This window comes from Janthinobacterium sp. FW305-128 (assembly GCF_020858135.1).
Classification (GTDB): domain Bacteria; phylum Pseudomonadota; class Gammaproteobacteria; order Burkholderiales; family Burkholderiaceae_D; genus Janthinobacterium.
On the sequence record NZ_JACYMK010000004.1, the window covers coordinates 40892 to 58292 of the forward strand.

Below are 17401 nucleotides of genomic sequence, written 5' to 3' on the forward strand. Positions count from 1 at the left end.
ACATGAAACTCCACTTTACCAAGATGCACGGCGCGGGCAATGACTTCATCGTCATCGACGCCATCAATCAGGACATCGACTTCACGCCGGCCCAATGGCAGCGCCTGGCCGACCGCCGTTTCGGCATCGGCGCCGACCAGATCCTCGTGGTGGAAAAGCCGCGCCTGCCCGGCTGCGACTTCCGCTACCGCATCTATAACAACGATGGCGGCGAAGTGGAACAATGCGGCAACGGCGCGCGCGCCTTCGTCAAGTTCGTCAGCGAAAAAGGCTTGTCCAGCAAGGCCAGCATCCGCGTGGAAACCATGGCCGGCGTCATCGCGCCGCGCCTGGAACTCGACGGCAGCATCACGGTCGACATGGGCGCGCCCGTGCTCGAGCCACAGCTGGTACCGTTCGATGCGGCCGGCCTCGCCGGTGTAGCGCAAGGCAACGACACCTTATGGCCGCTGGACCTGGCCTTGCCGGGCCACGCAGCTTCCGTGCTGGTATCCGTCGTCTCGATGGGCAATCCGCATGCCGTGCAAGTGGTCGACGATGTTGATGCGCAAGACCTGGAAGTGACGGGCCCGCTGATCGAGCACCACCCGCGCTTTCCCCGCCGGGTCAACGCCGGCTATATGCAGATCGTCGACCGCCAGCACGTGAAACTGCGCGTGTTCGAGCGGGGCGCGGGAGAAACCCTCGCGTGCGGCACGGGCGCCTGCGCCGCTGCCGTGGCCGGCATCCGTCGCGGCCTGCTCGATTCCCCCGTGCGCATCAGCGCGCGCGGCGGCGAACTGTCGATCGCCTGGCAAGGCCCCGGCCAGCCCGTCCTGATGACGGGCCCGGCAGTGACCGTGTTCGAGGGCACGATCGAGCTGTAGACGGGTGAAGGTCAGAAGTAAAAGTCAGGCGGCCAGGAACTGCTGTTCCTGTACCACATCGAGTTCCGCCAGATAGCACTTCAGGCGATACAGGCGCTGCCGGTAATTGCCTTCCGGCCCCGCCACGCCGCAATCGACGCGCTCGAACAGGCGCACTACCTGATCGAGCAGCTGGCGCTCCTGCGCCGTGCGGACCAGCACGAGGCGCCGCTTGCCGCGGCCATGCGTGGCGCTGATATCGATCAACAGACAATGGCCCTGGTCGGCCGCGTGGATGTCGAGCAGCAAGGCCTCGGCACGCGACAGATGAAAGCAGCGCGCCAGTTCCAGGCGCGCCGCCAGCAGGGGGTGGTTCTGGCCCAGCTGGCGCCCATGCCCGTCGGCGTGCATGGCGGCGCACTGGCCCCAGTCGCCGGGCTCGCCTCGAGGCGCGATTTTCGCCAGCGCCGCCTCCGCTTCACGGCTGCCTTGCGCCTGCGCCTGCAGCAGCCAATACGCGGCGCGCACATCGTTGTTGACGCCATCGCGGCGGTTACGCCAGGCATGCATGCCGCACTCGAGCTGCGCCGGCCCATGCCCCAGGTCGGCCGCGCGCTCCAGGCAGAAATGCGCTTCGACGACATTGCGCTGGGAAAATTCCGGTTTCGTATAGATGCGCGACAGCACGAACCAGGCTTCGGCCAGTCCCTGCTCGCCCGCCTGCGTCAGCCAGCGCACGGCACGCTTGAAATTGGCGGCGCCGTTGCGCGTGGCCAGGCGCTGGCCATGCGCATCCATGCGCGCATAGCCGAGTCCCAGCTCCAGCTGCGCCGTGCGGTCGCCGCCATGCGCGGCCAGCTCGCAGCACTGCCAGCCCTCGGCATCGCCGCCCGGCGCCAATGCCTGGGCGCAACGCGACAGCAACAGCACCTGCTGAGCGTCGAGGGCGATCGTGCGCGCCCCGGCGGCGGCCTGGCGCTGCAGCAGCTCGCGCGCCAGCGGCAAGCCTTGCGACAGAAAACCCGCATGGTTGCCCTGGCGCCAAGCCTGCTCCAGCCAGGCGTGCAGCGGCGCGTCGCCATCGAAGGCCTGCTCGCCAGCCACGCTGGTGGCCGGCCCCGGTGTTGCCGATGATTTTTCTTGTAGCGACAACAACCACTGCGCATCGGGCAAGCCGGCGCGTACGGCAGCGTCCAGCGCCACGCGCGCCTTGGCGCGCAAGGCTTCACAGTGACTGGCGGCGTTGCCCAGCACCAGTTGCGCCAGTACCAGGCCCGCCTGCACCAGGCCCGCATCGAACGCTTGCGCGTAATACGGAATCAGTGCCTTGGCTGCCGGTTGCGCGACTTCAAAAGGCACGTGGGTGCCAATCAGCCGGCACGCTTCCTCGCTATCCTCCTGGGCCGCCCGCGCCAGCCAGTGCAAGGCCGTCGGCAAGCTTTGCGGCACACCGTGTCCAAACAGATACACGCGTCCCAACGCCAGTTGGCAAGCCACATCGCCCGCACGTGCCCCCTTGATCAATCCTAATGTTTCGCGATTTGCCATCGATTCTCGATATTGAGTCAATGATTCTAATAATAGTGAGTCGTCTCCAGGCCCATCAGTGCAGGCCGTCCCTTAGTGTAACGTCCTTGTGTCGTAAATCCGCCAAAGCGACCGCAAGAACTTGATTCAACGCAACAATCCCTCGGCCTGGACATGCCAAGATTGCAATGCGCCGCTACGGTGGCGATGGGAGAACCTTGTCCATCGGCGCAGGACGGGCAGAAATCGCGCGTTACAAAAATACAACAGGGGCATGCAGTTATGCCGCTTTTCACCAATCTTTTCACGCATATTTGACCAATCCCGCGCGTCTTGCGCGCCGACGAATTAAGGTTCATTCATCGAAACGCGACAATCAGCGCATTTCAATCTGCTCGGATCTCGGACGGAACTCACTTTTAAATAGGGAAGAAGACATGAAAAAATCACTCGTTGCCCTCGCACTCTTCGGCGCCTTTGCCGCAACCGCACAAGCGCAGTCGTCCGTCCAAATCTACGGCACGATCGATGCAGGCCTGGGCAAAGCGACTGGTTCGACCACCGCTGTCACGAAGCGCGACAACAACAAACTGGGCTTCAAGGGTACGGAAGATCTGGGCAATGGCTTGAAAGCTATTTTCCAACTGGAAATTCGCTATGAGTCCGACACCGGCACCATTGAAAACACGTCGGGCAACAACTCGCGTCCACTCTTCCAGGGTCAAAGCCGCGTCGGCCTGCAAGGCGACTTCGGTACCGTACGCCTGGGCCGTGGCCTGACCGCATACCAGGAAGTGAGCACCTCGTTCGAACCATGGTCGGGCATGCCTACGCCAGCCGGTTTTCAGACCGACCTGACCGTCGCCGGCTACACCAGCGATCCGCTGAGCGCACCAGGCAACTCGCGTAACCGCTTCTCGAACGCCGTGTTCTACAACACGCCAGTGTTCAATGGCTTCCAGCTCAACGCCACCGTTGCTGCCAAGGAAGCTAATAACAACAGCGCAGTGCCAGCGCGCGCGCCGGGCAACTCGGTAACATTTGCTTCGGGCAACCGTGCCGTGGCAGCCAACGTGGCGCCGACGTCGACCCCGTACTCGATCTCCGCAACGTACACCTCGACTGGATTTGCTGCCATGGCTGCCTACGAGCGCAATGGCTTGCAAGCCAAGCTGTGGTCGGTTGCCGCCTCGGTCAATCCTATTCCTGAGCTGAAAGTCATGCTGTCGATCCAGCACCAGAAAGATGATGACTTCAAAATCATCAATACCGGCACCAAATCGTGGGTACTGGGCGCCAACTACGACGTAGGCCCAGGCAAGATCCGCGCCGGCTATGGCCAGAAAACGCCCGATGGCGTCGTCAAAACCAAGCAAGCATCGCTGGGCTATGACTACAATCTGTCGAAGCGCACCTACGTCTATGCAGATATCTCGAACAAAAAAGCCGCTGTTGCTGACAGCATCAACTACAACGTTGCGAAAAGCGTCAACTACGTCGGCATCGGCGTACATCACAACTTCTAATGGCATCGCGCGTCTCCCGCGACGGGTGACGTGACTCGCCAGACGGAGCAAGGCGGCATGGGCAACCATGCCGCTTTTTTCATGGGCGCGCGCTTTTGCTCCATATTGCGGCGCACTCTCGGTTAGAATCAAGTGTTCATCCTTCTCTCTTCTGACACTATCAATGACCGCCACACTCGATTCCAGCACCGTCGCCCAGTACCTGAGCGAGCATCCGACGTTCTTCGAAGAGCATACCGCGCTGCTCGGCGAGGTCAAGCTGAGCAGCCCGCTGACGGGACGCACCATCTCGCTGCAGGAGCGGCAGATGGAAGTGATGCGCGACAAGTACAAGGCGCTCGAGCTGCGCATGTCCAAGCTGAGCCGCCTGGCCGAGGAAAATGGCGATATCGCCAGCAAGTTCCACGGCTGGAACCAGGCCATGCTGCAAGTGCGCAACGATGCGGACATGCCGCGCGTGCTGGTCGATGCCTTGCAAAGCAATTTCGACGTGCCCTACGTCAGCCTGCGCCTGTGGCAAGTGCTGCCGGAACACGCCGACGGCTGGTTCACGGAAGATGTGACGGCCGACGTGCGCATGTTCGCCAACAGCCTGCAAACGCCGTACTGCGGCAGCAACCGCGATTTCGAAGCCGTGCACTGGCTGCAGGCGGACAAGATCGAATCGACCGTCATGATCGCCCTGCGCGCCCCGAACACCACGGGCACCTTCGGCTTGCTGGTGCTCGGCTCGCCCGACAGCGAACGCTTTACCTCGAGCATGGGCACGGATTTCCTCGTGCATATCGGCGCCACGGCCGGCGCCGCCCTGGCCGCGCTGCGCGCCGGCTCGCCTGCCTGAGTCAGCCATGCATGCGGCGCGCGGCAAGGCCGAGTGGCTCGATGCCTACCTGGCGCAGCTGGCCACGCAGCGCAAGCTGTCGCCGCATACCTTGGACGCTTACGGGCGCGACTTGCGCGCCCTGCTGGAACTGAGCGGCAATACGCCGTGGACGGCACTGGCGCACAACGACGTGCGCCGCTACACGGCCAAGCTGCATGCCGGCGGCCTGGACCCGCGCTCGATCGCCCGCAAGCTGTCGTCGTGGCGCGGCTTTTACAACTGGCTCAGCGGTGAAACGGCGCTCGACGCCAATCCCGTCGACGGCATCCGCGCGCCCAAGCGGGCCAAAACGTTACCGAAAGCCCTGTCGGTGGACGACGCCGTGCGCCTCGTGGCGCCCGCGCAACACCAGCAAGGCGCTGCCGAGCCGGAGCAACTGTGCAACCGCGCCATGTTCGAGCTGCTGTATTCGAGCGGCTTGCGCGTATCCGAACTGACCAGCCTGGACACCCATTACTGCAAGGCCGAGAACGGCCGGGAGGCCTCGCTGGGCTGGCTCGACATGGCCAGCTTCGAAGTCATCGTCACAGGCAAGGGCAACAAGATGCGCAAGGTGCCCGTCGGCAAGGCGGCCCTCGTGGCCCTGACGGCCTGGCTGGCCGTGCGCCCGCCAGCGGCCGATGGCAGCGCTGCCTTGTTTTTAAGCACGCGCGGCACGCGCATCTCGCCGCGTGTGCTGCAGCTGCGCCTGAAGGCGCACGCGCTGGCGACCGACATTCCCGCGAATGTGCACCCGCATGTGCTGCGCCACTCGTTCGCTTCGCACGTGCTGCAATCGTCGGGCGACTTGCGCGCCGTGCAGGAAATGCTGGGCCATTCCAGCATCACCTCGACCCAGGTCTACACGGCCCTCGATTTCCAGCACCTGGCGCACGTATACGACCAGGCGCACCCGCGCGCCAAGGTGAAGTAAGCCGTGCTCGTTGGCCAGCCTGATCCATATCAAGCGGATCGGCGCGTATTTGCAAGCTTTTGCAAAATTCCGGCATAATCGTCCGCATTCTTCCGCTTGCGCGGCGGCACCACCGATTACAGCATAGGCATCCTTCATGGCATTGATTCCAACCACCATCCTCACCGGCTTCCTGGGCGCAGGCAAAACCACCTTGCTCAACCGCATACTGCAGGAAGACCATGGCATGCGCATCGCCGTGATCGAAAACGAGTTTGGCCAGGAAAACATCGACAATGACATCCTGGTGCAGGATAGCAACGAACACATCATCGAGATGAACAACGGCTGCATCTGCTGCACCGTGCGCGGCGACCTGATCGTGGGCTTGACGGAACTGGCGCGCAAGCGCGACGCCGGCCTGCTGGCGTTCGACCGCGTCGTCATCGAAACGACGGGCCTGGCCAATCCCGGCCCCGTGGCGCAGACCTTCTTTGTCGACGAAGAAGTGGGCAGCCACTACATGCTCGACGCCATCATCACGGTGGTCGATGCGCGTCATGCGATGAAGCAACTCGATGAATACGAGGAAGCCCAGCGGCAAGTGGGCTTTGCCGACAAGCTGCTGCTGTCGAAAACCGACCTCGTCAGTGAAGACGACGTGGCCGCCCTGACGCGCCGTTTGAAACGCATCAATCCCCGCGCGCCCATCGCCAGGGTCGATTTCGGCCGCGCGCCGCTGGCCGAAGTACTCGACATTCGCGGTTTCAACCTGAATGAAAAGCTGGAACTGGACCCGGATTTCCTGGAGACAGAGACGGCGCACGTCCACGATCACGACCATGCGCACGACCACGAGCACGCACATGAACACGGCAATGCGCACGGCCATGAGCACGCGCATGAGCACAGCGACGCCTGCGCCACCGATTGCGGTCATGCCGACCACCACCATGCGCAGCACAGCGACGACATCGCCGCCTTTGTTTTCAAGAGCACGCAACCGTTCGACAGCGCCAAGCTCGACGAGTTCCTCGGCGGCCTGGTGCAAGTGTATGGCCCGCGCATGCTGCGCTACAAGGGCGTGCTGCTGATGCAGGGCGCCGAACGCAAGGTGGTCTTCCAGGGCGTGCACCAGCTGATGGGCAGCGACCTGGGCGCCAAATGGGGCGAACACGAAGTGCGTGGCAGCAAAATGGTCTTTATTGGCAAAAATCTACCAAAAGACATTTTTATTCGCGGACTCGAACAATGTTTGGTATAAACTAGCCGGGTTTTGCAAAGTATCCTTTGCAAAGCAGAAACAAAAGGGAAAGTTAAGCACGCTTTCCCGCTGCCCGACACCGATCTTGCTGGCATAAACCAACAAGTAGCCGTCCCTGATCGGCTAGTCAACAAATCGGGATGGCAATATAAGGCAAAGCGTGCCAAAATCAGCGACGAAAACGGCCCATGTCGTTAGCCTGTCATGAAATGCTGGCAAACTGCCGCTGGCCGCATGCCAGGCATGCAAGCGATCCACCCAACACGCCCGTTGTCGCGCACAGAGCGCGATTGGCATAGAGCGGTAAAAAGTTATCAACATGGCACCATGGCCGGCCGGTAGTCCTGGCTTTCGCCGGCAAGCCAAGGTCGCACGCAGTACAGCGGGACAGCAATGCCAAGCGGAACCTGTACAGTTGCTCGGTATCGCCGCATCAACTGATCAATTTGAAAACTCTGTCGTATCGAAGGTAAGCGAAGTTATGACCAAAACTAATAAATCGACCCCGGCCGCCAACCAAGACATCCCTCTCATCAGCGAAGACCAAATTCGCGCCATGAGCGAAGATGACTACATGAATCCGGCACAACTGGCATTCTTCAAGGCGCGCCTGCAGCAGCTCGAGAAAGACCTGCTGAAAAACGCCGGCGAAACCACGGAACACTTGCGTGAAACCGTGCTCGTACCGGACCCTGCCGACCGCGCCACCATCGAGGAAGAGCATGCGCTGGAACTGCGCACGCGCGACCGCGAACGCAAATTGCTGAAGAAAGTACAGCAATCGATCGCCAGCATCGATGCCGGCGACTATGGCTGGTGCGAAGAAACGGGCGAGCCTATCGGCATCCCGCGCCTGATCGCCCGTCCGACCGCCACCCTGTCGCTGGAAGCCCAGCAACGGCGCGAACTGAAGCAAAAGCTGTACGGCGACTGATCACCCCTCCCCTTGCGCGGCCGCCCCGGCGGTCCCGCGCTGGCGATAAAAAGCACACGACTCCGGTTGCGTGCTTTTTTTTCGTCCCGCGCCGACTACACTGAAGCAAGCACGACAGCGGCACATGCCGCTTGCAATTGCCTTTTCCATCCCCACGTTTGAACCATGGGCGCGCAATCGCATGGCCTTGCACGCATCGGCACGAATCTTTTGAGGTCACTATGGAACAATTTCACGGCACCACCATCCTCTGCGTCCGGCGCGGCAAGCAAGTCGCCCTGGGTGGCGACGGCCAGGTAACGCTCGGCAACATCGTCATGAAGGGCACGGCCCGCAAAGTGCGTAAGTTGTATCAGGGCAAGGTCCTGGTCGGCTTTGCCGGCGGCACCGCCGACGCTTTTACCCTGCTCGACCGATTTGAAGGCAAGCTGGAAAAACACCAGGGCAATTTGCTGCGCGCCTCCGTCGAACTGGCCAAGGACTGGCGCACCGACCGCGTGCTGCGCCGCCTGGAAGCGATGCTGCTGGTGGCCGACAGCGAGTCGACCCTGGTCATCACGGGCAATGGCGACGTGCTGGAACCGGAAGACGGCATCGGCGCCATCGGCTCGGGCGGCACCTACGCCCAGTCCGCCGCCAAGGCGCTGCAGGAAAACACGGATTTGTCGCCGGCCGAGGTGGTCAAGAAATCGCTGACCATCGCCGCCGAGCTGTGCATTTATACGAATATGTCGCACATCATCGAGACGCTCGACTAAGCGTCCGCGAGCAAAGAATAGAAAGCCAACTATGATCATGAACATGACCCCGTCGGAAATCGTCACCGAACTCGACAAGCACGTGGTGGGCCAGGCCAAGGCCAAGCGCGCAGTCGCCATCGCCCTGCGCAACCGCTGGCGCCGCCAGCAGGTGGCCGAGCCTCTGCGCCATGAAATCACGCCCAAGAATATCCTCATGATCGGCCCCACGGGCGTCGGCAAGACGGAAATCGCGCGCCGCCTGGCCAAGCTGGCCGAGGCGCCCTTCATCAAGATCGAAGCGACCAAATTTACGGAAGTCGGTTATGTGGGCCGCGACGTCGACACCATCATCCGCGACCTGATCGACATCGGCATCAAGCAGACGCGCGCGCTGGAAATGAAAAAAGTGCGCGCGCGCGCCGAAGATGCGGCCGAAGACCGCGTGATCGACATTCTCGTGCCGCCGGCGCGCGACTTCGGCTTCACGCCGAATACGGCAGCGGCCGTGGACACGGGCAGCGGCGACAGCACGCGCCAGACCTTCCGCAAGCGCTTGCGCCAGGGCGAGCTCGATGACAAGGAAATCGAGATCGAGCTGGCCGAGGCGGGTCCGCAGATGGAAATCATGGCGCCGCCGGGCATGGAGGAAATGACGGAGCAGATCAAGTCCATGTTTTCGGGCGTGGGCGGGCAGCGCAAGAAGGCGCGCAAGGTCAAGATCAAGGAAGCGCTCAAATTGCTGGTCGAGGAAGAGGCGGCCAAGCTGCTCAACGAAGATGAGCTGAAACAGAAGGCCATCCAGAACGTCGAGCAGAACGGCATCGTGTTTTTGGACGAAATCGACAAGATCGCCTCGCGTTCGGAATCGGGCGGCGCCGACGTCTCGCGCGCCGGCGTGCAGCGCGACCTGCTGCCGCTGGTCGAGGGCACGACCGTCAACACGAAATATGGCATGATCCGCACGGACCACATCCTGTTCATCGCCTCGGGCGCCTTCCATTTGTCGAAGCCGTCGGACCTGATTCCCGAGCTGCAGGGGCGCTTCCCCATCCGCGTGGAGCTGGAATCGCTGTCGATTGCGGACTTCGAGCGCATTTTGACGAGCACCGACGCCTGCCTGACGATGCAGTACGAAGCCTTGCTGGCGACGGAAAACCTGAAACTGCAATTCGCGCCGGAAGGCATCACGCGCCTGGCGGAAATCGCCTATTCGGTCAACGAGCGCACGGAAAACATCGGCGCGCGCCGGCTGCACACGGTGATGGAAAAACTGCTGGAAGAAGTGTCGTTTACGGCCAGCGAAGGCAGCAGCAGTACGGAAAACCTGCTGGTGATCGATGCCGCCTACGTCAACGAACGCCTGGAAGCGCTGTCGGTCAACGAGGACCTGTCGCGCTACGTGCTGTAATCAAGGAGGGACCGATGGCAAACAAGGCCTTGGCGACGCGGCAGAAAATGCAGTTCCGCGTCGAAGCCTCGCAAAAACCGCGCAACCCCGTCGCCACGGCCGCCCTGCAGCGCACCGCCGGGGCGCACGTAAAGACCGTGTCCGGCCAGCGCCAGCAGGAAAAACGCCTGCTGGCGAAATTGCTGTTGAAAGTCGAGACGGACAAATAGGCCGCCCGCGGACACCCCCGTTGGGGCGTCCGCCATCAGGCCATCATTGCCGACCGCCTGCCGTCAGAAACGGTAGGACGCGCCCAGCGAAAACATGTCGACCTTGGTCGTTTGCTTGCTGCTGTATTTGACCGGCACGCGGTCCCAGTCGAGGTGCAGCGACCAGTTCTGGTTCAGCGCATACGCCGCGCCGATGCCGTAAGTCAGGCCGATCTTGTCCTTCTTGTCCGAACCGCCGCCCAGATAATCGACCTTGCCCTGCGTGTACGCCGCGCCGGCGCGCCCGCTCAGGGTAAAGGCGTCGAACTGGTAGCCGAGCACGCCCTGGATGCCGAGGCCCGTGAACTTGCCGCGGCCAGCGCGCTTGCCGGCGTCCGTATCGAAGCCGGACTTGACCTCGCCGCCCATGTACCCCACCAGCTCAACCGAAGGCAAGGCCACGCCGCCCTGAAACGGCAACGCGTCGAAACTGTAACCCAGGTAGGCCTTGCCATTGCGCTTGCTGCTTTTGTCGCAATCGCTTTGTCCGGCGATGCAATCGAGGCCTGTGCTGGCGCGAAAGCCGTAGCTGGCGCCCGCATAGAAGGGACCCGGCGCCGGTTCGGCGGCGGCGGCGTGCAAGGGAGCGATGGCGGCCAGCGCCAGCAGCGCTGCGGGGAAACGGAAAGATGGGAACATGGATAACCTCTACAAGTGGATGGATTGCCTGGTTGTAGCGCGCTGCGCGAGCCACAAGCGGGAGTGTCATCGCTTTTGCCGAAAAGTACTATCACCTTGTGCAAAGTTCCATTAAGGGCTACATTCGGTACCGCCACCCGCTACCAAACTTACCAAAAAGGATATTCCGTGAGTTCACCTGAACTGGTTTTGCGCGTGCTGCGCACCCAACTGCGTGCCGCCGGCATCACGTACAAGGTATTGGCCGAACGCATCGGCATGAGCGAGTCGAGCGTCAAGCGCATGTTTGGCCAGCACGACATGTCGCTGTCGCGCCTGGCCCTGATCTGCAAGGCATCGGGCATCGCCATGGAAGACGTGCTGCGCGGCGCGGCCGACATCACGCCGCATGCCGACACGCTCACCCTGGTGCAGGAAAAGTCGCTGGTGGCGCATCCGCGTCTGCTGCTGGTGGCGATCTGCTGCCTCGGCCACTGGAGCCTGGAGCAGGTGGTGGAAACGTATGCGCTGACGCAGGCCGAATGCATCGGCTGTCTGGCCGAACTGGACCGGTTGGGCTTGATCGAACTCAAGCCGCTGAACCGTTACAGCCTGCGCGTCTCGAACGCCTTCCACTGGCTGGCCGACGGCCCGGTGCAGCAGTACTTCCGCGAATATGTGGTGGCCGATTATTTCAGCGGGCATTTTGACGGCGCCGGTGAAACCCTGATGTGCATCCCGGCGCGCCTGTCGCTGTCGAGCGCACAGGAGCTGGTACAGAAGATCCGCCAGCTGGCCGAGGAACTGGCGCGCCTGCATCAGAACGACCGCCGCCTGCCGCCGCAGGAACGCGACGGCTTTACCCTGCTGCTGGGCTTTCGCTCATGGGAATTTGCCGCCTTCACGGCCCTGCGCCGCAGCTCGGCGTCCGCCGCCCCGGCGGCGCCTTACCAGACCGGTCCCAGGAACAGGTAAAGCGTGCTCTCGCCGCCCTTCGATGCGCCCGAGGCCACATACACGGGACCGAAGCGCGTATCGACCGAGATGAAGGCGCTGCTGGCCTGCGTGAACTTGGTGGCTTTCCAGCGCTCGCTCTGATCGAAGCCGCCGCCCATTTCCAGCGAAAAGCCGGCCCGCACGGCGCCACCCAGGGTGCTGGGCAGGGAACCGATGCGGCGCGCCATCACGAAGCGCGCCAGGGCCACGCTGCGCCCCGTCACCGACTCGAACTGCGTGCCGGACAGGCGCAGGAAGCCGCCCAGGCTGAGCGGCGCCTCGCCCCGTTGCGCGCGCGCCCATTCGCCATACACATGGCCGGCCCAATTGCCGCTGCCAAACGCCTTCAGGCCCGTGATGGCGGAGCGCCCCAGGCCCGACTCGCCCGTACCGGTGGTCGCGGAGCGCGTCCAGGTGGCGTCGAACAGCACGCCGCGCGTAGGGAAACCGGGCGAATCGAGCGTATCGACGCGGAACTGGACGAACTGGTTGGTGCCCAGCGCCCGCTCCTTGGGGTAGCTCGGGTCGGCGGGGATGCTGATGTCCGCCTTGACTTCGCTGCGCGTGACGCCGAACTGCAGATCGCCCCAGAAACCGAACTGGCGCCCCAGCACCAGGCTGGCGCCCTGGCCGCTGTAGGCGACGCGCGCATTGCGCCGTCCCTTGTCGAACAGGTCGACCGCCTGGGAAGTATACTGGATCGACGGCGCGATATACCACGGGTTGCCGGCGCCGAGCGGCTGCCAGTACTGCACCCCGAAATTGCGCGCCGTGCCGATCTGCACCATGCTGCGCAATTCGCCGCCCCAGCTGTTCAAGTTCGAGCGCACATGCAGCAGCTTCAGGGCAAAGGTATTGCTGTCCCTGAAATCGCTGGCCATTTCCAGACCCACGCGCAAGCGGCTGCTGGCCCACGGCGCTTCGACCGCCTTGATGGTGACGGCGCGCTGCTCGCCTGCGTCGACCACTTCCGTCTCCACGCGCGCCACGTCGCCGCGGCCATACAACCTGGCCGCCGCCTTGAGCACATCTTCCTGGCTGACGGCCTGCCCTTCCACCAGGCCCGATTGCGCCTGCAGGATGCGCGGATTGATATCGCCTTCGCTTTCCACGGCCAGGCGCGTGAGCGGCAAGGCCACGTCCAGCAGGGCCGGCGCCGCCAGGCGCAGCTGCTCGCGCGCCGCATACTGTTCCGGCGACAGCGCCAGCGGCGCCAGGCGGGCGGCCAGTGCCTGCGCCGCCTGTTCGCCGGCGCGCATGGCGCGCGCATAATTCTCGAAGTCGAGGAAACTGACCCCCGTCAGGTCGGGCGCCACCAGGATGTCCTGCGGCTGCAGCTCCTTGAGCGAGCGCTGCACGTTCTGCTCCGTGAGGATCTGCAGCATCTGCTGCGCCACGCCGATGGCGCTGCCCAGCTCTTTTTCCGGCGCCAGCGGCGTGCCCACGTTGACGGCGATGATGATGTCGGCGCCCATGGCGCGCGCCATGTCGACGGGCAGGTTGCGCACCAGGCCGCCGTCGACCACCAGGCGGTTGTTCACGCGCACGGGAGCAAACACGCCCGGCACGGCCAGCGAGGCGCGCATCGACAGGAACAGGGGCGTATCGACCAGCTCCACCAGCTCGCCATTGACCAGGTCCGACGCCACCGAGCGGAAAGGCAGCGGTAGCTGGCTGGCGGGACGGTCGCGCATGCCGGCCGGCAGCAGCCGGTTCAAGGCCATTTCCAGGGCCGCATTACTGGCCGCCGCCGGCGGCGTGGAAATGCCGTTGCGGCTGGTGCCGAACTCGATGCGCGACGGCAGCAATAAATCTTCCTCCCGGCGGCGGAACGCCAGTTCGTCGCGCGGCGGCCGGTCGGCCACCACGCGCGCCCAATTCGTCTCGCGCGCCATCTTTTCCAGGTCCGCCACGGAAGCGCCGGCCGCATACGCGCCGCCCACCACGCCGCCCATGCTGGTGCCCACCACCATGTCGATCGGCACGTGCAGCTCCTGCAGCACTTTCAATACGCCGATATGCGCGAGACCGCGCGCGCCGCCGCCCGACAGCACGAGGGCGATGCGCGGACGCGCCGGTGCCGGCGCAGAAACGGCCAGTGCGGGAGCGGAGGAAGCGGCGGCAGCGGGGACGTCGGCGGCGGCGGCTTGCGGCAAGACGCACAGCGCCGCCACGCAGCCCGCCAGGACGGCACGGATCGAGAACATGAAGACTCCTGTCGCGACGGCGGCATGGCGCCATCGGCAAAATACGATAAGAACAGCGTTAATTAGCGTTAATTCGACGGCGGCGGCGTACTGGTCGTCACCTGCGGCGGCGCCGGCATCACGGTCGCCGGACGCTGCTGTTCCATCGGCAGCGGCGGCGGCACCAGGTTCGTTGCCGGCGCGGGGGCTGGTGCCGGCGCGGGGGTGGCGGACACTGGCCCCGGCAGGGCCAGCGCCTTGTCGTCGGCCACCAGGTCGATGCGTTTGCTTACGCCGCCATCGCGCAGCAGCACGTGGCGCGCATGCACTTCCAGCACCGTCACGCCGGGCACCACCTCGGCGCCTTCCGGCAAGGCCACGGACGGCTTGCCATCGGTCGAGATGATGGCCACGCTGCCGCGGCCATTGCCGGCGGCGACCACGCCCTTGAGCTGGTAATTGCTGGCCGTGGCCACGCTGACCTGGCCGCCGAACAGCGAGGCGCCCGCCTCCACGCTGGCATCCTGCACCACCGGTACGGCCGGTGGATTGATGGGGCGCTGCGGCGCCTTGAACAGCTGCATGGCCCAGTAGGCCAGCGACACGGACAGCGCCACGACGGCGAGCAAACTTGTAAATTGAGGCAAACGCTTCATGGCTTCCTTGGTTTTCTTATCTGACGAGCTGATTGATTTCGATAATCGGCATCAGCACGGCCAGCACGATCAGCAGCACCACCACGCCCATGGCCAGGATCAGGGCCGGCTCCAGCAGGCCCGCAATGGTGAGCGTGCGGCGCTCCAGGTCCTGCTCCTGCGCGCTGGCCGCGCGTTCCAGCATGGCCGGCAGCTCGCCCGTGATTTCGCCCGCGCGTATCATGTGGATCAGCATGGGCGGAAAATGCTTTTGCGCCGACAGCGCGCGCGCCAGGCTCACGCCTTCGCGCACGGCGCCGCTGGCATCGCTCACCAGTTCCTGCATCGCCACGTTGGTCAAGGTGTCGCGGCTGGTGTCGAGCGCGCGCAGGATAGGCACGCCGGAACCCGTGGTGATGGCCAGGGTGCTGGCAAAGCGCGCCGTATTCAGGCTGCGTTCGAACTTGCCGTACAAAGGCGCCGTCAGCAGCCAGGTATGCCAGCGCCGTTTCAATGCCGGCTGCTGCAGCGCGCGGCGCCAGGCGAACCAGGCGCCGGCAAGGGCGATCGCCACGACGATGCCGTAATTGCGCACGAAGTCCGACAGCGCCAGCATGATCACGGTGAGCATGGGCAGCTTTTGCTTGGTATTGGCGAACACGGAGACGATCTGCGGCACCACGTAGGTGAGCAGGAAAATGACGATGGAAAACGCCACCACCGTGACGATGGCCGGATACGTGAACGCCAGCTTGACCTTCTGCACCAGTGCATTGCGCCGTTCGATATAGTCGGCCAGGCGCGAGAGCACGCGCGACAAATGGCCGATCTGCTCGCCCGACGCCACCAGCGCCCGGTAAATTTCCGCGAAATCGCGCGGATGGCGGGCCAGCACGTCGGAAAACGCGGCGCCGCCGATGACTTCGGAGCGGATCGAGGCGATCAGGTCGCGCAGATACGGCCGCTCGGCCTGTTCCAGCAGCGCGGAAAACGCCTGCTCCAGCGGCAGGCCGGCTTCCAGCAAACTGGCCAGCTGGCGCGTAAACAAGGCCAGCTCGGTGCTGGACAGGCGCTCGCCGAAGCCGCGCCGCCTGGTGACGCCGGCAGCATCGACCTGCGCGGCGATCGGTTCGACGGCCAGCGGCACCAGGCCTTGCACGCGCAGCTCGGCGCGCGCGGAACGGGGACTGTCGGCATTGAGCACGCCCTTGCGGGTGGCGCCCTGGGCGTCGACGGCTTCATAACGGAATGCGGGCATGGTGGCGGGCCTAGTCTTTGGTCACGCGCAGCAATTCGGCCTGCGTGGTGGTGCCGTCGCGCAGCCAGCGTTCGCCGTCGTCGCGCATGCTCGTCATGCCGTCCTGCAGGGCGACGGCGCGCACTTCCGCTTCCGAAGCGCGGTTGTGGATCTGCGCGCGGATCTGCTCCGTCGTGCGCAGCAATTCATACACGCCCACGCGGCCCTGGTAGCCGGTCTGGCCGCAATGTTCGCAGCCGACCGCCTGCCAGTACTGGCCATCGAAGGTCTTGCACGCGCCGCACAGTTTGCGCACCAGCCGCTGCGCCAGCACGCCCAAGAGAGACGACGACAGCAGGAACGGTTCGATGCCCATGTCGAGCAAGCGCGTGACGGCCGCCGACGCGTCGTTCGTGTGCAGGGTCGCCAGCACCAAGTGGCCCGTCAGCGACGCCTGCACGGCGATCTGCGCCGTTTCCAGGTCGCGGATCTCGCCGATCATGATCACATCGGGATCTTGCCGCAAAATCGCCCGCAGCGCCTTGGCAAAGGTCATGTCGATGCGCGGATTGACTTGCGTCTGGCCCACGCCGGCCAGGTCGTACTCGATCGGGTCTTCCACCGTCAGGATATTCGTCGTCGTGGCGTTGAGCATCGACAGCGCCGCATACAAGGTCGTCGTCTTGCCCGAGCCGGTGGGACCGGTGACGAGCACGATGCCGTGCGGCTGCGTGATCAGGCCATCGAACTGCGCCAGCATGGGCGCGCTCATGCCCAGGTGCTGCAGGTCGAGGCGGCCCGCTTCCTTGTCCAGCAAGCGCAATACGGCCCGTTCGCCATGCCCCGTGGGCAGGGTCGAGACGCGCACGTCGACGGGCTTGCCGCCCACGCGCAGGGTGATGCGGCCGTCCTGCGGCAGGCGTTTTTCCGCGATGTCGAGCTGCGCCATGATCTTGATACGCGAGATCAGCGAGCCGTGGATGGCTTTGCGCGGACGCACTACGTCGCGCAGGCTGCCGTCGATGCGGAAGCGCACGACGGACGTTTGCTCGAACGGCTCGATGTGGATATCGGACGCGCCTTCGCGCAGCGCCTGCGTCAGCAGCGCGTTGATCATGCGGATGACGGGCGCGTCGTCGGACGATTCGAGCAAATCCTCGATGGCCGGCACGTCCTGCAGCAGCTTGGTGAGATCGAGGTCGGCATCGAATTCATCGGCCATCTGCGAGGCGTCGCCGCCGCCGCCCGCGTAGGCGCCGGCAATGGCCGCATCGAGCTCGCCGCGCGGCAGCACCGTCAATTGAATCTGGCCGAAACGGCGCGACACTTCGGCAATCGCTGCCGGCGCCGTCGATGCGGCCACCAGTACCTCGACGGGGGCGCCGTCCTGCGCGCCGGGCCGCGCCAGCAAGCCGAAATCGCGCGCGTAGGCGTAGGGAAGCAGATTGCTCATGACTGCCCC

At 64.1% G+C, this 17401-nt stretch carries 16 protein-coding genes; 10 read left to right on the forward strand and 6 right to left on the reverse strand.

Annotated elements, in window-relative coordinates:
* The first annotated feature begins 2 nt into the window (after positions 1-2).
* Complete coding sequence (gene dapF / locus IGS60_RS10015) at positions 3-866, forward strand: diaminopimelate epimerase (RefSeq protein ID WP_070289493.1); 864 nt, start codon at positions 3-5, stop codon at positions 864-866.
* Positions 867-890: 24 nt separating this feature from the next.
* Here the strand turns inward: dapF and IGS60_RS10020 are convergent, their stop codons facing one another.
* Positions 891-2393 (reverse strand): hypothetical protein, encoded by a 1503-nt coding sequence (locus tag IGS60_RS10020; protein WP_230504123.1) that lies wholly within the window; start codon positions 2391-2393, stop codon positions 891-893.
* Positions 2394-2809: 416 nt separating this feature from the next.
* On the opposite strand from IGS60_RS10020, the gene IGS60_RS10025 reads away from it, so the two are divergent.
* The 8 genes from IGS60_RS10025 to IGS60_RS10060 all read left to right on the forward strand — a co-directional run bounded on the left by IGS60_RS10025 (position 2810) and on the right by IGS60_RS10060 (position 10228).
* Positions 2810-3898 carry a porin gene (locus tag IGS60_RS10025; RefSeq protein ID WP_070289491.1) on the forward strand — a complete coding sequence of 363 codons (1089 nt, stop codon included), beginning with the start codon at positions 2810-2812 and terminating at the stop codon, positions 3896-3898.
* Between the two features lie 163 nt (positions 3899-4061).
* Positions 4062-4739, forward strand: a complete 678-nt coding sequence (locus IGS60_RS10030; protein WP_070220852.1) for a DUF484 family protein — start codon at positions 4062-4064, stop codon at positions 4737-4739.
* 7 nt (positions 4740-4746) lie between these two features.
* Positions 4747-5694 (forward strand): tyrosine recombinase XerC, encoded by a 948-nt coding sequence (locus tag IGS60_RS10035; RefSeq protein WP_230504125.1) that lies wholly within the window; start codon positions 4747-4749, stop codon positions 5692-5694.
* Between the two features lie 136 nt (positions 5695-5830).
* Entirely contained in the window at positions 5831-6937 is a 1107-nt protein-coding gene (locus tag IGS60_RS10040; protein WP_070220856.1) for a GTP-binding protein, read from the forward strand.
* A 481-nt stretch (positions 6938-7418) separates the two neighbouring features.
* A complete protein-coding gene (gene dksA, locus IGS60_RS10045) occupies positions 7419-7871 on the forward strand; it encodes an RNA polymerase-binding protein DksA (protein ID WP_034753066.1) in 453 nt (150 codons plus the stop codon).
* Between the two features lie 221 nt (positions 7872-8092).
* Complete coding sequence (hslV, locus tag IGS60_RS10050; protein ID WP_010394217.1) at positions 8093-8629, forward strand: ATP-dependent protease subunit HslV; 537 nt, start codon at positions 8093-8095, stop codon at positions 8627-8629.
* 37 nt (positions 8630-8666) lie between these two features.
* Complete coding sequence (hslU, locus tag IGS60_RS10055) at positions 8667-10019, forward strand: ATP-dependent protease ATPase subunit HslU (RefSeq protein WP_070220905.1); 1353 nt, start codon at positions 8667-8669, stop codon at positions 10017-10019.
* Between the two features lie 14 nt (positions 10020-10033).
* Entirely contained in the window at positions 10034-10228 is a 195-nt protein-coding gene (locus tag IGS60_RS10060; RefSeq protein WP_230504127.1) for a hypothetical protein, read from the forward strand.
* A 63-nt stretch (positions 10229-10291) separates the two neighbouring features.
* Here IGS60_RS10060 and IGS60_RS10065 read toward each other — a convergent pair whose 3' ends face one another.
* Positions 10292-10906: an outer membrane protein gene (locus IGS60_RS10065; protein ID WP_070220860.1), complete on the reverse strand. Its 615-nt coding sequence runs from the start codon at positions 10904-10906 to the stop codon at positions 10292-10294.
* Positions 10907-11074: 168 nt separating this feature from the next.
* On the opposite strand from IGS60_RS10065, the gene IGS60_RS10070 reads away from it, so the two are divergent.
* Entirely contained in the window at positions 11075-11860 is a 786-nt protein-coding gene (locus IGS60_RS10070) for a helix-turn-helix transcriptional regulator (protein WP_070220862.1), read from the forward strand.
* Here the strand turns inward: IGS60_RS10070 and IGS60_RS10075 are convergent.
* From IGS60_RS10075 to gspE, 4 genes are all read right to left on the reverse strand, one after another.
* Positions 11833-14088 carry a patatin-like phospholipase family protein gene (locus IGS60_RS10075; protein ID WP_230504129.1) on the reverse strand — a complete coding sequence of 752 codons (2256 nt, stop codon included), beginning with the start codon at positions 14086-14088 and terminating at the stop codon, positions 11833-11835. The two genes, IGS60_RS10070 and IGS60_RS10075, sit on opposite strands and share 28 nt — an antisense overlap.
* A 68-nt stretch (positions 14089-14156) precedes the next feature.
* The gene (locus IGS60_RS10080) at positions 14157-14723 is read right to left on the reverse strand and encodes a type II secretion system protein N (protein ID WP_099408037.1); all 567 of its coding nucleotides are present in this window, start codon (positions 14721-14723) and stop codon (positions 14157-14159) included.
* Positions 14724-14739: 16 nt separating this feature from the next.
* Positions 14740-15960 (reverse strand): type II secretion system inner membrane protein GspF, encoded by a 1221-nt coding sequence (gene gspF / locus IGS60_RS10085; RefSeq protein WP_070289485.1) that lies wholly within the window; start codon positions 15958-15960, stop codon positions 14740-14742.
* A gap of 10 nt (positions 15961-15970) precedes the next feature.
* Positions 15971-17392: a type II secretion system ATPase GspE gene (gene gspE, locus IGS60_RS10090; RefSeq protein ID WP_099408039.1), complete on the reverse strand. Its 1422-nt coding sequence runs from the start codon at positions 17390-17392 to the stop codon at positions 15971-15973.
* Positions 17393-17401 lie beyond the last annotated feature (9 nt).

Bases quoted from the DNA above. Each gene is read 5' to 3' on its own strand.
- gspE (WP_099408039.1), bottom strand. From the start codon at position 17,392: ATGAGCAATCTGCTTCCCTACGCCTACGCGCGCGATTTCGGCTTGCTG.
- IGS60_RS10065 (WP_070220860.1), bottom strand. From the start codon at position 10,906: ATGTTCCCATCTTTCCGTTTCCCCGCAGCGCTGCTGGCGCTGGCCGCC.
- hslU (WP_070220905.1), top strand. From the start codon at position 8,667: ATGAACATGACCCCGTCGGAAATCGTCACCGAACTCGACAAGCACGTG.
- IGS60_RS10030 (WP_070220852.1), top strand. From the start codon at position 4,062: ATGACCGCCACACTCGATTCCAGCACCGTCGCCCAGTACCTGAGCGAG.
- IGS60_RS10035 (WP_230504125.1), top strand. From the start codon at position 4,747: ATGCATGCGGCGCGCGGCAAGGCCGAGTGGCTCGATGCCTACCTGGCG.
- IGS60_RS10040 (WP_070220856.1), top strand. From the start codon at position 5,831: ATGGCATTGATTCCAACCACCATCCTCACCGGCTTCCTGGGCGCAGGC.
- IGS60_RS10060 (WP_230504127.1), top strand. From the start codon at position 10,034: ATGGCAAACAAGGCCTTGGCGACGCGGCAGAAAATGCAGTTCCGCGTC.
- IGS60_RS10025 (WP_070289491.1), top strand. From the start codon at position 2,810: ATGAAAAAATCACTCGTTGCCCTCGCACTCTTCGGCGCCTTTGCCGCA.
- dapF (WP_070289493.1), top strand. From the start codon at position 3: ATGAAACTCCACTTTACCAAGATGCACGGCGCGGGCAATGACTTCATC.
- gspF (WP_070289485.1), bottom strand. From the start codon at position 15,960: ATGCCCGCATTCCGTTATGAAGCCGTCGACGCCCAGGGCGCCACCCGC.
- IGS60_RS10080 (WP_099408037.1), bottom strand. From the start codon at position 14,723: ATGAAGCGTTTGCCTCAATTTACAAGTTTGCTCGCCGTCGTGGCGCTG.
- hslV (WP_010394217.1), top strand. From the start codon at position 8,093: ATGGAACAATTTCACGGCACCACCATCCTCTGCGTCCGGCGCGGCAAG.
- IGS60_RS10075 (WP_230504129.1), bottom strand. From the start codon at position 14,088: ATGTTCTCGATCCGTGCCGTCCTGGCGGGCTGCGTGGCGGCGCTGTGC.
- IGS60_RS10020 (WP_230504123.1), bottom strand. From the start codon at position 2,393: ATGGCAAATCGCGAAACATTAGGATTGATCAAGGGGGCACGTGCGGGC.
- dksA (WP_034753066.1), top strand. From the start codon at position 7,419: ATGACCAAAACTAATAAATCGACCCCGGCCGCCAACCAAGACATCCCT.